The sequence below is a fragment of the Paracoccus albus genome, from assembly GCF_027913035.1.
Classification (GTDB): Bacteria; Pseudomonadota; Alphaproteobacteria; order Rhodobacterales; family Rhodobacteraceae; genus Paracoccus; species Paracoccus albus.
Window position 1 is genome coordinate 853,117 of sequence record NZ_CP115775.1, and the last position, 14,731, is coordinate 867,847.

Annotated in this window: 12 protein-coding genes; 4 read left to right on the forward strand and 8 right to left on the reverse strand. The window is 58.8% G+C overall.

All coding sequences use genetic code 11. From position 1 onward, the window contains the following. Positions 1-46: 46 nt before the first annotated feature. Positions 47-3,511, forward strand: a complete 3,465-nt coding sequence (gene dnaE / locus PAF20_RS04255; RefSeq protein WP_271072495.1) for a DNA polymerase III subunit alpha — start codon at positions 47-49, stop codon at positions 3,509-3,511. A gap of 30 nt (positions 3,512-3,541) precedes the next feature. Here dnaE and PAF20_RS04260 read toward each other — a convergent pair whose 3' ends face one another. Then, positions 3,542-5,032 (reverse strand): MATE family efflux transporter, encoded by a 1,491-nt coding sequence (locus PAF20_RS04260; RefSeq protein WP_271072496.1) that lies wholly within the window; start codon positions 5,030-5,032, stop codon positions 3,542-3,544. 246 nt (positions 5,033-5,278) lie between these two features. Between PAF20_RS04260 and yghU the strand changes: the two genes are divergently transcribed. The 3 genes from yghU to PAF20_RS04275 all read left to right on the forward strand — a co-directional run bounded on the left by yghU (position 5,279) and on the right by PAF20_RS04275 (position 8,495). After that, positions 5,279-6,151, forward strand: a complete 873-nt coding sequence (yghU, locus tag PAF20_RS04265; protein ID WP_271072497.1) for a glutathione-dependent disulfide-bond oxidoreductase — start codon at positions 5,279-5,281, stop codon at positions 6,149-6,151. Between the two features lie 253 nt (positions 6,152-6,404). Beyond that, complete coding sequence (gene otsB / locus PAF20_RS04270) at positions 6,405-7,139, forward strand: trehalose-phosphatase (RefSeq protein ID WP_271072498.1); 735 nt, start codon at positions 6,405-6,407, stop codon at positions 7,137-7,139. A 12-nt stretch (positions 7,140-7,151) separates the two neighbouring features. After that, the gene (locus tag PAF20_RS04275; RefSeq protein ID WP_271072499.1) at positions 7,152-8,495 is read left to right on the forward strand and encodes an alpha,alpha-trehalose-phosphate synthase (UDP-forming); all 1,344 of its coding nucleotides are present in this window, start codon (positions 7,152-7,154) and stop codon (positions 8,493-8,495) included. A 17-nt stretch (positions 8,496-8,512) separates the two neighbouring features. Here the strand turns inward: PAF20_RS04275 and PAF20_RS04280 are convergent, their stop codons facing one another. The 7 genes from PAF20_RS04280 to PAF20_RS04310 form a co-directional block, all read right to left on the reverse strand. Beyond that, the gene (locus tag PAF20_RS04280) at positions 8,513-9,541 is read right to left on the reverse strand and encodes a lysine-2,3-aminomutase-like protein (RefSeq protein WP_271072500.1); all 1,029 of its coding nucleotides are present in this window, start codon (positions 9,539-9,541) and stop codon (positions 8,513-8,515) included. Positions 9,542-9,564: 23 nt separating this feature from the next. Further along, entirely contained in the window at positions 9,565-9,891 is a 327-nt protein-coding gene (hspQ, locus tag PAF20_RS04285) for a heat shock protein HspQ (protein WP_271072501.1), read from the reverse strand. 125 nt (positions 9,892-10,016) lie between these two features. Continuing rightward, positions 10,017-11,351 carry an AI-2E family transporter gene (locus PAF20_RS04290; protein ID WP_271072502.1) on the reverse strand — a complete coding sequence of 445 codons (1,335 nt, stop codon included), beginning with the start codon at positions 11,349-11,351 and terminating at the stop codon, positions 10,017-10,019. A 115-nt stretch (positions 11,352-11,466) separates the two neighbouring features. After that, the gene (locus PAF20_RS04295) at positions 11,467-12,690 is read right to left on the reverse strand and encodes a saccharopine dehydrogenase family protein (protein WP_271072503.1); all 1,224 of its coding nucleotides are present in this window, start codon (positions 12,688-12,690) and stop codon (positions 11,467-11,469) included. Between the two features lie 17 nt (positions 12,691-12,707). Further along, entirely contained in the window at positions 12,708-13,805 is a 1,098-nt protein-coding gene (locus PAF20_RS04300) for a carboxynorspermidine decarboxylase (RefSeq protein ID WP_271072504.1), read from the reverse strand. Positions 13,806-13,900: 95 nt separating this feature from the next. Then, complete coding sequence (locus PAF20_RS04305; RefSeq protein ID WP_271072505.1) at positions 13,901-14,380, reverse strand: ATP-binding protein; 480 nt, start codon at positions 14,378-14,380, stop codon at positions 13,901-13,903. Beyond that, on the reverse strand, positions 14,380-14,706 hold the full coding sequence (locus tag PAF20_RS04310) for an STAS domain-containing protein (RefSeq protein ID WP_271072506.1): 327 nt from the start codon (positions 14,704-14,706) through the stop codon (positions 14,380-14,382). Before PAF20_RS04310 ends, PAF20_RS04305 begins: the two co-directional genes overlap by 1 nt. Between the last annotated feature and the right edge of the window lie 25 nt (positions 14,707-14,731).

Sequence of the window (14,731 nt, forward strand, 5' to 3'; positions counted from 1 at the left end):
ACGCGCGGCAATTGCGCTTTCGGTCATGCACGCATAGCTTCGCGTCATGCCGGAAAAACAGCCACGATTCATACACCTTCGCACCCATTCCGAGCATTCGCTGCTCGAAGGGGCGGTTCCCGTCAAAAAGCTGATCGAGCTTGCCAGGGATGCGGGTATGCCTGCTGTGGCGCTGACCGATACCAATGCGATGTTCGCTGGGCTGGAATTCAGCGTGAAGGCGATGGATGCCGGTGTTCAGCCCATTGTAGGCTGCCAGTGGACGTTGCGCATCGGTGATCATTATGGCGCGGTTGTGACGCTTGCGCAGAACCATCAGGGCTGGCTGAATTTGATGGCCCTGTCCTCGGCCATGTATCTGCGGCAGGGGGCCGAGCCGCTGCATATCACCGAAGAAGAGCTTGCAGAGCGCGCCGGTGGGCTGATCCTGCTGACCGGCGGCGCCGAAGGCGCGGTTGGCGCCATTTTGCGGGCAGGGGATGCCGCCGGGGCCGAGGCCGCGCTGCGCCGCCTGAAAGACGCGTTCGGCAACCGGCTTTATGTCGAGCTGACACGGCACAAGGACGAATCCGGCAGGCTGATGGCGGCGGAAGCCGCGACCGAGGACAGTTTCATCCGCCTCGCCTATTTGCTGGAACTGCCGCTTGTCGCGACCAACGATGTCTATTTTCCCAAGCCCGAGATGTATGAGGCGCATGACGCGCTGATCTGTATTTCCGAACGCGCCTATGTGGATCAGTCGCAGCCGCGCCGCCGACTGACCCCGAACCATGATTTCAAGTCGCCCGAGGAAATGGCGGTGCTGTTCGCCGATCTTCCCGAGGCGATCGAAAACACCGTCGAAATCGCCCGCCGCTGCGCCTTTGCCGTCAGCCGCCACAAGCCCATCCTGCCACGCTTTGCCGATGACGAGGTCGAGGAATTGCGCCGTCAGGCCAAGGAAGGGCTGGAAGAACGGCTGAAGGTCATCCCCCACGCCGTCAGCGTCGAGGATTACCACAAGCGCTTGGATTTTGAGCTTGGCATTATCGAACAGATGGGCTTCCCCGGCTATTTCCTGATCGTTGCCGATTTCATCAAATGGGCCAAGGATCACGACATTCCGGTCGGGCCGGGCAGGGGTTCGGGCGCGGGGTCTCTGGTGGCCTATGCGCTGACCATCACCGACCTTGATCCGCTGCGTTACAGCCTGCTGTTCGAACGCTTCTTGAACCCGGAACGCGTCAGCATGCCCGACTTCGATATCGATTTCTGCATGGATCGCCGGGAAGAGGTCATCCGCTATGTGCAAGAAAAATACGGGCACGAGAAAGTCGGTCAGATTATAACCTTCGGTGCGCTTCTGTCCAAGGCGGCGGTGCGCGATGTGGGCCGTGTGCTGCAACTTCCCTTCGGTCAGGTGGACCGCCTGTCCAAGATGATCCCGGTCGAAGGGGTGAAGCCGGTCAGCGTCACCAAGGCCATCGCTGAAGAACCCCGCCTGCGCGAAATCCGCGACAAGGAAGAGGTCGTGGCCCGCCTGCTGGATTATGCGGCCAAGGTTGAAGGGCTCTACAGGAACGCCTCAACCCACGCCGCCGGGGTGGTGATCGGCGACAGGCCGCTGGATCAGCTTGTGCCGCTTTATCGCGATCCGGCATCCGAAATGCCCGCGACGCAGTTCAATATGAAATGGGTCGAACAGGCGGGGCTGGTGAAGTTCGACTTTCTGGGCCTCAAGACACTAACCGTGATCCAGAACGCGGTGGACCTGATCAATGGCGGTGGGCGACCCCTGCATATCGCCGCCGATGGCCGCAAGCTTTACGACCCGCCCGAGGGCGCGGAAAACCAGATCAACGCCATCCCGCTGGATGACAAGGCCAGTTACGACCTTTTCGCATCTGCCCGCACTGTCGCCGTGTTCCAGGTTGAAAGCTCGGGCATGATGGATGCGCTGCGGCGCATGAAACCGACCTGTATCGAAGATATCGTGGCTCTCGTGGCGCTGTATCGTCCCGGCCCGATGGAAAACATCCCGACCTATTGCGAGGTCAAGAACGGGCAGCGTGACCTTGAACCGCTGCACCCGTCGATTGACCATATTCTTGAGGAAACGCAGGGCATCATCGTTTATCAGGAACAGGTGATGCAGATCGCGCAGGTCATGGCGGGATACTCGCTTGGCGGCGCCGACCTGCTGCGCCGGGCCATGGGCAAGAAAATCGCCGAGGAAATGGCGAAAGAGCGCCCGAAATTCATCAAGGGCAGCGTTGAAAACGGCGTGGATGAGAAGAAGGCCGGAGAAGTCTTTGACCTGCTGGAGAAATTCGCGAATTACGGCTTCAACAAATCCCACGCGGCGGCCTATGCCGTTGTCAGCTATCAGACCGCCTGGCTGAAGGCGAACCACCCGGTCGAGTTCATGGCGGGTGTCATGAACTGCGATATCCACCTGACCGAGAAGCTTTCCGTCTATAAACGCGAAATAGACCGGATGGAGATCGAGGTGGTGCCGCCCTGCGTCAACCGTTCGGGTGCGACTTTTACCGTCAGCGAGGGGCGTATTCACTATGCGCTCGGGGCGTTGAAGGGCGTGGGTGTAGACGCGATGCAGGCCATTGTGACTGCACGCGGGGATCAGCCCTTCGCCGATCTGGTCGATTTCGCCCGCCGCGTCGATTTGCGCCGCGTGGGCAAACGCGCGCTTGAGATGATGGCGCGGGCAGGGGCCTTCGATCTGCTGGACGACAACCGCGCCCGCGTCATGGCCAGCCTTGACGGGCTGGTCGCGTTTTCCGGCGCCAGCCATGATCAGGCGGCGTCGAACCAGTCATCCCTGTTCGGCGGGGGCGAGGATTTGCCGCCGCCGCGCCCGGTTCTGGCGCAGGTCTGGCTGCCATCCGAAAAGCTGGGGCAGGAACATCAGGCCATCGGGTTTTACCTGTCCGGCCACCCGGTCGATGACTATCTTCCCGCCCTGCGCCGAATTGAGGTCAGTACGCTCGCCGAAATCCGCGCCGCTGCTGCCGCTGGCCCGCTTGTGACCTATATCGCGGGTACCGTATCCAGCCGCCAGGAAAAGAAATCCGCCAAGGGCAACCGCTTTGCCTTTATCGGTGCATCCGACCCGACCGGGCTTTACGAGGCCGTGGTGTTCTCGGACGTGCTGGAAGCCAACCGCGACCATCTGGAACCCGGCAGCAATGTCGTCATGCAGGTGCAGGTCGAGCCGCAGGGGGATGAGGTCAAGATGCTGGCCCGTTCTGTGGTCCCGCTTGAACAGGCCATCGCCAATGTCGGTCCGGCAGAGCTTGTTTTGCAAGCCTCCGATGTGATGGATTTCAATGCGCTGCAGGACACTCTTTCCGCGATGGGTGATGATCGCGGGCGCCGCGGCAAACTGATTTTGCGGGTCCATCAGGGCGACGAATATTATGATCTGGAGATCAGCGACCGCGCCCCTGTCAGCCCGACAGCACGACAGCGGCTTCGCGTCGTTCCCGGCGTGCTGGATGTTCTGGAGCAATAAGGGGCAGTTCGGCGCGGCCCCGACCTCCTGTCACAGCTGCGCAGCTTCAATCTCATCATGATGCAGGCAGCGCCCTCCGGTTGGCGCGCCGGGTGGCCCTGCCTCTGTATAGAGTGCCGCTGCGCTCGGTTGTGCCTCTGGCGGGCGTTCGGGTGCGACCTGCATATCGTTCGCTTGCCGCCAATTGCCGAAGCGGTAGAGAAGCGCAGCCATGGCCAGCGTCGCCACCATCCCCGCCGGAAAGCTGAGCCAGATTGCATCTGCGCCAAGCGCGCCCTGTAAACCATAAGCAAACCCAAGGCGGACAGGAAACATCGACACGAACAAGATGATCAGCGGCCAGATGACCTGTCCATTGGCGCGTATCGTTGCAAACAGCACCATCGTGACGCCAAATGGAATGAACCCCCATGTCGCAAGCAGCGCAATACGTTCGGCAATCTCAACTGCGGTGGAACCGCTGCCAAGAAAGATCTGCATCGCCTGCCTGTCGGCCAGTACAAGAAGCACGACCAATCCTCCAGTCAGCGCGATATTGTAGAAAATACCAACCCGTGTGATCTGCCCCACCCGGTCCCAGCGGCCGGCGCCGATATTCTGCGCCGCCATCGCGCTGACGGCAGCCCCGAGCGCCATTGCGGGCATCTGCACATAGGTCCAAAGCTGCTGGGTCGCGCCAAAGGCCGCCGTCGTATCGACGCCCTGCCGATTCACCAAACGCATCATTGCCAGCATAGAGCCGGAGACCACGACCATCTGGATGCCCATCGGCAGGCCCTTGCGCAGCATCAGCGCCAGTATCGACAGGTCTGGCCTCAGATAGGCAAGCTCTGCCCCACGCAGTCGCAGCGGCAAATCGCGGGCATAAATATAGAGCAGCATCGCAACAAGCGCGGTATAGTTCGCAATCGCCATTGCAAAGGCTGATCCGCCGATACCCATTTCGGGGGCGGGACCAAGCCCCTGAATGAATACGGGATTAAGCGCGACATCAAGGATCACCGCAAGCACCATGAAGATCAGCGGCGTAATGGCATCGCCGCTTCCCCTCAGCGTCATCATCAGCATGGTCATCATCAGGATCGCGGGAAGCGCCAGGAAGGTGATCTTCAGAAAGGCTCGCGCCAGCGGCGTAATCGACGGGTCGGTGCCAAGCAGGGACAGCACATGCGGCGCAAGGAACCATCCAACCACGGCCAATGTCAGGGCAACCGGAACGAAGGTCCCGACCGCCGTGCCGACCACGCGCCGCGCCGCGTCCAGATCGCCGCGGCCGAAAGATTGGCCGACAAGGATCGTACCCGCCATTCCAAAGCCGAACACGAAAGCGGTCATCAAGAACATCACCAGATTGCCGTTGGTCGTGGCAGCAACCGCATCCGGCCCGATCAGCTGACCGACCCATATCGTCGCCAGAGAGCCGTTGGCCGACTGCAGAACCGATGACGCCAGCGTAGGCAGGGCGAATGCCAGCAAGGTCGATGCAATCGGGGCGGTGATAAGATCGTTTCGTGCCGGCATAAATCGCTGCCTTCGCTCAAACTGCTACAGAAATCCGGACGCGCCTCTGGGGCCGTGCATCCAAAAAGAATGCCTCTTTCTAGAATGCCGAACTGGCAATGTCAGCGTCCGTTCGACACGATCCAAGCGACTGATCGTCGGATCCCACGGCCCTTTTCCGGTGGCAGAACTTGAATTGAACGTCCGGGGGCTACAGTTTGTGCCCGGAGACGACAGTTATTTCAGCTTTTCTACAGGGGTGAAACCATGAGCGAAGACTATACGCCGCCGAAGGTCTGGGAATGGGAAAAGGGCAACGGCGGAGAGTTTGCCAGCATAAACCGCCCTGTTGCCGGTGCGACCCACGACGCCGAACGTCCCGTCGGAAAGCATCCGCTTCAGCTTTACTCTCTGGCCACGCCCAACGGTCAGAAGGTCACGATCATGCTGGAAGAGCTGCTGGCAAAGGGCCACAAGGATGCAGAATATGATGCCTGGCTGATCAAAATCGGAGACGGCGATCAGTTTGGCAGCGGTTTTGTCGAGGTCAATCCAAACTCCAAGATCCCGGCGCTGATGGACCATTCCAGCAACCCGCCGCGGCGCGTCTTCGAATCCGGCGCGATCCTGCTCTATCTGGCCGAGAAATTTGGTGAATTCCTGCCCAGCGACCCCGCTGCCCGGACAGAGGCGCTCAACTGGCTGTTCTGGCAGATGGGCTCTGCCCCCTTTGTCGGTGGCGGCTTCGGGCACTTCTATCACTACGCGCCAGTCAAGATTAAGTATGCGATCGACCGCTATGCGATGGAAACCAAGCGCCAGCTGGACGTGCTGGATCGCCACTTGGCGGAAAACAAGTTCATGGCGGGCGATGAATATTCCATCGCCGATATGGCGATTTTCCCGTGGTACGGTCGCATCGCAACCGGTGGCGCCTATGGCGATGCAGGGACTTTCCTTGACGGGAAAAGCTACAAGAATGTGATCCGCTGGAACGACGAGATTGCCGCTCGCCCAGCCGTTCAGCGCGGCCTGATGGTCAACCGCACCTCGGGCGAGCCATCGGGTCAATTGCATGAGCGTCATGACGCCTCGGACTTCGCGACGAAGACGCAGGATAAGGTTGAAGCGCCCGAATAAGGCGGTCGATACAGGCTGAGCATCAGCCTGTTTGGTGGCGCGATAGCGGTCAAGCGCGGCACGTTTCGCGCCACTATGTCCCTGTGTGGGGCCGGAAGAATGACGTGGCCAGAACACCAGCTCGCAGTCCTGGCGTCTGTCCGGTGCCCGTGTCCTTCACGTTGTCTTTCCTTAACCCGCTTCGGTGAGCGCTCGGGTTCCTGCCAACGTCTGAACCATTCTTACCTGGCGGTGTTAGGTTATTATTCAGCAAATGCGGGGCGCCATGCTTCCACCGGACCTGAACGAAAAATCGGCGCTTTTTCTTGATTTCGACGGCGTGCTTGTCGAGATTGCTGCACGCCCGGATGCGGTGGAGGTGCCAGCCGGATTGCCAGCCATGCTTGCCCGGCTTCACGGCGCGCTGAATGGGGCAGTTGCACTGATCTCTGGTCGTCATGTGGCTGATCTTCAGAAGTTCTTGCCTGACTTACAGGCTGTGATGGCTGGCAGCCACGGGGCCGAGATCGCACTTGGTGGCGAGATCCAGCCAGCATTTCGCATTGATCTGAACGTTGCAGCCATTCATGCCGCTGCCCATGATTTGGCCAAGGATCAACACGCCCTTCTGATTGAGGAAAAGCCGCATGGCGTTGTCATGCACTATCGTGCGGATCCGGGCTTGGAGGACTTTGTCAGATCGGCGATGTCTGATCTGCAGGCTCGCTTTCCCGGCACGAAACTGCAGCCTGCAAAGATGGCTGTCGAGCTTTTGCCGGAAGGTTCCGGGAAGGACGGGGCGCTGTCGCGTCTTATGGCCGATCCGCCATTCGCCGGGCGTGTTCCCGTCTACGCCGGTGACGACCTGACGGATGAGCCTGCAATGACTGAAGCCATCGCGCGCGGTGGTGTCGCTATCAAAATCGGCGAAGGGGACAGCGTTGCGCAATATCGGATGTCCGGCCCGAAACAGTTGGCCCTCTGGCTGGACAGTCAGTTTCGGGGATGAAATGGTCGGGTTATGCACCGCTTAGTTGCCGTATCAAACCGTTTACCCCTGTGTGATAATCCATCGGGCGGCCTGGTCGTCGCACTTCAGGATGCGCTGTCTAATTCCGGTGGCCTGTGGATCGGTTTTTCTGGTGAACAAAGTGAAGACCCGGCTGAAACGCTGACCTTTCACGACGGTGCGCGATTTCAACGCGCCTCTTTCGATCTTAGCGAGGAAGATTTCGACAGCTACTATCTTGGCTACTCTAACTCTGTCCTGTGGCCCGCCTTTCATGGTCGCGCCGACCTGATCGAAATTGATCCGGTCTTTCTGGACGGGTACCGGCGTGTCAGCGAAAAAATTGCCCGTATGATGGTTCCGCATCTGAAGGAAGACGACCGCATTTGGATTCAGGACTATCAGTTGATCCCTCTCGCCGCGGCGCTGCGCAAGCTGGGGGTCACGAACCGCATCGGCTTTTTTCTGCATATCCCCTTTCCCGATCCAGCGACCTGCGCCGCATTGCCCAACCCGAAAGAGATGTTTGAGTGGCTGTCGCAATATGACCTGATCGGGTTTCAGGCGCAGCGGGACGTCCGAAACTTCACTGAAAGCGCCGCCCAACTGGCAGAGATCGAAATGCCGGGCGACGACGTGATCCGGCTTTGCCAGCGTGAAACGAGGGCGGGCGCTTTTCCGATTGGTATAGATGCAGCTGGGTTCATGGGTGACGCACGCAAGGCGCGTGAAGAGGACCGGATGCGCAGTCTGACCAATTCGAAGATGATGATCGGGGTCGATCGGCTGGACTATTCGAAAGGCATTCCGCAGCGATTCCGCGCCTTTCAGCTTCTGCTGGAAAATAATCCCGACCTGACGGAAAAGGTCATGCTCCTGCAGATCGCGCCGCCCACGCGGGAATCCGTCGAGGCCTATCAGGATATCCGCGAAGAGACCGAGCATCTGGCCGGACGGATCAATGGTCAGTTCGCGACTGTGAACTGGACCCCGATCCGGTTTATCCACCGCCCGATTCCCCGTCATGAGCTTGCCGGCCTTTACCGGCAGGCGAATGTCGGGCTGGTCACGCCATTGGCCGATGGCATGAACCTTGTCGCCAAGGAATATGTCGCGGCGCAGGATGTCGCCAATCCCGGCGTTCTGATCCTGTCGCGCTTTGCCGGTGCCGCAGAAACGATGGATGAGGCACTGATCGTCAATCCGCATGATCCCTGGGACATGGCAGATGCCATGAAACGGGCGATCAATATGACCTCGAACGAGCGCCGCCGACGGCATTCTGCCCTGCTGCAGAATGTCGTCGAAAGCGATGTCGCCTGGTGGGCCGACAATTATCTGAAGAAGCTCGGCTAATGTGGTGGTTCAGCGTATCAGCGATCGACGTCGCGGTAGTTATGGACCTGCCCGCGCCAGTCACGGATTTTCCAGCGTCCCGCACCCAGTTTGGTGACCGCTTCGGAATCGAGCGGGACCTTGCCGAAGCCGCCGGGCAGATCCAGAACATATCGCGGCATTGCGACGCCAGACAAATGTCCGCGTAGCGCGGCGACAAGGGCAAGCCCTTCGTCAATTGTGGTGCGGAAATGGCTTGTGCCACGCGCAAGATCGCAATGGTGAAGGTAGTATGGCGTCACCCGCAGCGCGGTAAGCGACCGGAACAAGCGCGCAAGTGTTTCAACATCATCATTGACGCCGCGTAGCAACACCGTTTGCGACAGCAGGGCGACGCCTGAATCGGCAAGCAGCCGAATGGCGGTGCGGGCTTCCGGCGTCAGCTCATCGGCGTGATTGGTGTGAATGACAACGTAGATAGCCTTTTGGCGCTTCAGTGCCGGTGCCAGATCGGCAATCCGTTCGGGCGAGACGACCGGGACGCGGCTGTGAAAGCGGATGACCTCGACATGTTCGATCTGCTCTACCCTGTCGAGGATTTCGCCGATCCGTCTGGCCGACAGAGTCATCGGATCTCCGCCGGTCAGAATGATCTCACGAAGGGCCGGTGTTCGTTCGATATATGCCAGTGCCGCATCCAGTTCGGACCGGGGAAGGGGGCCAGCCGCCCCGACCACTTCGCGCCGAAAGCAGAATCGGCAATAGACATCGCATGTCTGTGTGACATGCATGATGGCACGGTCGGGATAGCGGTGGGTCAGCCCCGGCACCGGACTATGTGCTTCATCCCCGATAGGGTCGTGCAGTTCATCGGAGCGGACGATCAGTTCCCGCTCATCCGGCACGAATTGTGCGGCGATGGGCGCCACTCGCTGTTGCATCGCGGGTGTAATACGCACCCGAAAGCTTTCCGCCACGCGGCGCAGCTGCGGCAGATCGTCGTGCTTTGCTAAACCCTGTACTTCCAGTTCATCGACCGCAGTCAGGGCGCGCTTCTTTCGGCTCATCGGATGAAGGGCTGACAGGCTATCTAGTTGATTGCAGTCTGCATCGGGTAATAGCCGTCACGGAATTCGCCGAACTGGTCATGTAGCTCGGGATGCTCTACCGGCTCGCCCGACATGTCGGGCAGCAAATTCTGTTCCGACACATAGGCGACGTAATAGGTCGCCTCTGTCTCGGCATAGAGATGATAGAACGGCTGATCACGTTCCGGCCGATGGTCTTCGGGGATCGATTCAAACCATTCTTCGGTGTTGGAAAATTCGGGGTCGATATCATAGACCACACCGCGGAACGGGTGCAGCCTGTGCCGGACGACCTGACCAATCATGAATTTTGCCGTGCGAACTTCCATTCGGCGCCTCTTTTTCAATGCGGCAGCATTACTCTTTTCGGGCAACACTGTCTACGGAGAGGATTACCCGAATGATGAATATCCAAGCGAAAATCAGGCTGAATATTCACCATTCGGGCGGGACATCACGCTGTTGCTGTGGGCGCGGTCACGTTGTCAGCATCTGTGGCTGACTTGTCGTCGTCCTCTTCCTCGTCATCATCCAGCGTCGGTGGCGGATCTCCGGCCAGGAAGTTGCCAAGTTTTTCAAGCCCCGGAATGTGATCGGCAAGGACTTTCAGAACAACCAGCATCGGAACCGCCACGACCATGCCAAGCACCGACCAGAGCCATGCCCACAGGGCGACGGTGATAAAGACGACAACAGTGTTCAACTGCAGGCGACGAGAGACGAAGTAGGGCGTGACAAGCTGCCCTTCGATGGCGGTCAGCGCCATGTAACTTGCGGCCGCCAGCAGTGGCGTTCCGATGTCGTCGAAACTGACGAGCCCGACCAGAAAGCACGCCGCGACGCCGGTTACGGCGCCAAGATAGGGAATGAAATTAAGGATGAACGCGGCAACACCCCAGAGCAGCGGCTGCGGCATTCCCCATATCCACATCGTCACGCCGATGCAGATGGCAAGACCGGCATTGATCAGCGTGATCGCTCCCAGGTAGGAACCAAGAGCAGATTCGATTTCGCGTAAGGCAGTATAGGCCGCGCGCTTTTCGCCCAGCGTGTCGAAGCTTTGCACGACTTTCAGGTAAAGCAGGTCACCGGAAGCCAGAAGGAAAAACAGCAAAAACAGGGTGAAAACGATCTGGCCGATTACCGAAGGACCCGTTTCCATGATCGCCTGAAGCGTCGTTGTCTCTTGCGTGTCGACTGTGACGGTCACTTCTTGCGGATCAATGTCATCCGGGGGCGCAACAGTTTCAGCCGAGACTTCCGTTGTCGTCGTGGCAGGGCCGCCAATGACACCGGGATCGTCGAGGGAAGAGGTCGCAGGTTCGGACTCTACCTGCTCCTGCTCCTGTGCCTCATCGTTATTCGTCACCTCATCAATACGCTCTGCGGCCTCCTCCAGCGGGCGGATGTTCTCGCGCAGGGTCTGAAAACGCTCTTCCAGACGTTCGGCGATGCGCGGGCTATCTTCCGCAATATCGCTGATCGGACCAGAGACGAAATAACCCAGCCCGCCGACCAGCATGACCATGCCAACCGTAACAATCGCAGCAGAGATGCCCGACGAAATACCAATCCCATCCATCAGGCGACGGAACGGCACGAACACAAAGAACAGCAGAACCGCCAGAGTAACCGGCATCAGGAAGGCGGCGGCCATCGTGATGAAGTAGAACAGCAGGATCAGGAAAATACCGATCACGGGCCACGCCGGCACGTTTCTTACTTTTTCCTCATCACGCTCTATTCGCGGAAAGCGGTGCTTGGTGGTGTAGCGTGGCTCTCGCGGCATTCCGGCATCCTTTGTTCGCTGCGCATTGCGACACAACGCCACGAGTGCTGCAAAAGGTCCGAACAGGTGGCGGAAAACTGTTTAGTTTCTATCAGCGCTTGCCGCCTGCCACATGTCAGATCGGATGGTCGCCGCTGGAATCTATGACCCGCGTTGGCAGCCCCATCTCGCCCAGCAGTTCCAGGAACGGTCGTGCAGACAAGTCTTCGACATTGACCATGCGCTTTACGTCCCAGACATCGCGAGCGATCAGAATGGCCGCCGCAACCGGTGGCACACCGGCTGTATAGCTGATGCCCTGACTGCCAACCTCCTCATAGGCCTGCTTGTGATCGGCGACATTGTAGATGAACACTTCACCCTGTTCGCCGCCGCGAGAGCCCTTGACCAGATCACCGATGCACGTCTTGCCTTCATAATCCGGGGCAAGGCTGGCCGGATCGGGCAGCACGGATTTCACCACCTTCAGCGGAACGACCTCTTGCCCTTCAGCGGTGGTCACCGGCTGTTCCGACAGAAGGCCAAGCGACTGCAGCACGGTAAAGACGTTGATGTAATGCGCACCGAAGCCCATCCAGAACCGGACATCGGCTGAAGGATAACGGGCAGACAGAGAGTGTACCTCATCATGGCCCGAGAGATAGGCGGTCTGCTTGCCGACAACGGGCAGGTCCCATTCGCGGCCAACCTCGAACATCTTGTTCTCGTTCCACTTGCCGTCCTGCCAAGAATAGACCGTGCCGGTGAATTCGCGGAAATTGATCTCCGGGTCGAAATTGGTCGCGAAATAGCGGCCGTGGCTGCCAGCGTTGATATCGACGATATCAATCGAGTTTACCTCGTCGAAATATTCATCCTCGGCAAGGCGGGCATAGGCGTTCACGACGCCGGGATCGAACCCGGCACCCAGGATCGCGGTCATGCCAGCCTTTTCAACCGCTTCGCGGCGCTTCCACTCATAGTTCGCATACCAGGGCGGCGTTTCGCAGATCTTGTCGGGCTCTTCATGGATGGCGGTGTCGATATAGGCGCATTTCGTATCGATACATGCCTGCAACACAGTCATGTTGATGAAGGCAGAGCCGACATTGATGCAGATGCCCGCGTCGATTTCGCGAATCAGATCAGCCACGGCCTCTGTATTCATCGCGTCGACCTGATGGGCGGTGAAATCCATCTTGTGGCCCTTGTCGCGCAGCGTGCCGATAATGCCGTCGGCCTTGGATTTCGTACGCGACGCGATATGAAGCGAACCAAATTCGTCCGCCCATTGCGCAACTTTGTGCGCGGTGACCTGAGCGACGCCGCCGGCGCCGATGATGAGCACGTTTTTAGCCAACGTTTCCCCCTTCGGTGTCAGGACAGGCTGTCCCGATAGTCGTCATAGTTGAATTCGCGGGCAACACGGATATTTCCGTCTTCGTCGCGAATTGCTATCGCTGGCATATTAACGCCATTGAACCAGTTTTTCTTTACCATCGTGTAACCGGCGGCGTCACGGATACTGATCCGGTCGCCAATCATCAGCGGGCGGTCAAATTGTGCATCGCCAAATATGTCACCGGCAAGGCAGGTTTTGCCCGCGATCTGGTAGGGGTGGCCGCCATCCATCGGCAGCTTCGCGGTTTCGCGATAGATCAGCAGGTCAAGCATATGCGCTTCGATGCTGGAATCGACGACAGCAATTTTTTTGCCGTTGTCGATGATATCCAGCACGCTGACCTCCAGCGAAGCGGTGCCCGTGATGCTTGCCTCACCCGGCTCGAGGTAGACCTGAACGCCGAGCGTGTTGCTGAAGGCTTTCAGCCGGTCGGCCAGTCGTTCCAGCGGATAGCCTTCGCCGGTAAAGTGGATGCCGCCGCCAAGCGAGACCCAATCGAGCTGCTTCAGAAACGCGCCGAACTCCGCCTCGATACGGTCAAGCTGCGTGGAGAACAGGTCGAAATCGCTGTTCTCACAATTGTAGTGGATCATGACGCCAGAGATACGATCCTTCGCTGCCTCCAGACGCTCCATGTCCCATTCGCCGAGTCTTGAAAAAGGGCGGGCCGGATCCGCCAGATCGAACCCCGAGGTTGAAAACCGCGGGTTGAGGCGAAGGCCGCGCTCTATATGGGCTGCCTTATCGGCGAAGCGGTCAAGTTGCGTCAGTGAGTTGAAAATGATCTTGTCGGCGTATCCGATGGCCTCGTCAATCTCATGATCCGCCCACGCGACGGAATAGGCATGCGTTTCCTTGCCGAATTTCTCGCGGCCAAGACGAAGTTCGTACAGTGAAGAAGACGTCGTGCCGTCCATATAATCGCGCATCTGGTCAAAGACCGACCAGGTGGCGAAACATTTGAGAGCAAGCAGCGCCTTCGCGCCAGAGGCGTCACGCAGTTTCGCAACGGTTTCCATATTGCGGCGCAGTGAAGCAATATCCATCAGGTAGAAGGGCGTTTGCAGCGACATCTTTCCCCCGGTGCCAATCAAGGGCTGCGATATAGTCTGCCCGATCAGGTTTCGCAAGGAACCGCAAAGTCGTCAGCCTCACTTTGGGCATATGCTCAGTTTGGCTCGGGCGCTGAATGGGGCACAGTGAAGGCGACGTAATTCCGGTCCTCTTCGCGGAAATATGCCAGCGATTGTGTAAGGTGGCCGATCAGGAACCAGCCGAATCCGCCCTCAGGGTGGTGGCACGGCTCTGGCGGCTGTGAACTCAGGCAGGCGCGGGGTAGCACGCCGCCATCGTCGCTGACCGAGCAGGCGAGCCCGTCGCTTTGTGCGACAACGCTTAGGTGAACCATCGGTTTGGGTTCCTTGCGGTCAGCCCTTCCGTGCTGTGCGATGTTGTTCAGCAATTCTGCCAGCACCAGTTCGGACCGCCCCAACAGATCTGATGAAATATGCGGATGCAGGCGCTCGCCAAATGCGATCAGGGTTTCCCTTACGGTGTCCGGCCTTGCGCGAAAGCTGCGGGTAAACACAAATCGCTTCTGCTTGGATGTCTGGGCACTTTCGACGACCAGATGTTTTCTGCCCTCCATCAAGATGCCCCACCCATGTCTTTTGTCTGGAATTCGAAAATCTGATCCATCCGCGTCAGCTTGAACACCCGTTCGACATTTGGTGTCAGCCCGCGCAGGAACATGCGTTTGCCATCGGGCAGAGCCTTCTTCAGCGCAATCACCGCGCCAAGGCCAGAACTGTCCAGAAACTCTACCGTCGCAAGGTCCAGTACAAGATCCGGCCCTGCCTCTGCGACATGGGGACGTACCTTGTCCTTGAATTCCCCGGCAATTGCCGCGTCCAGTCGGCTTTCAGCCAGTTGGACCAGGATATGATCTGTTTGGTCCCGTATCGTGACGTCCATGACAACCCCGTGATCTGTGCGCATG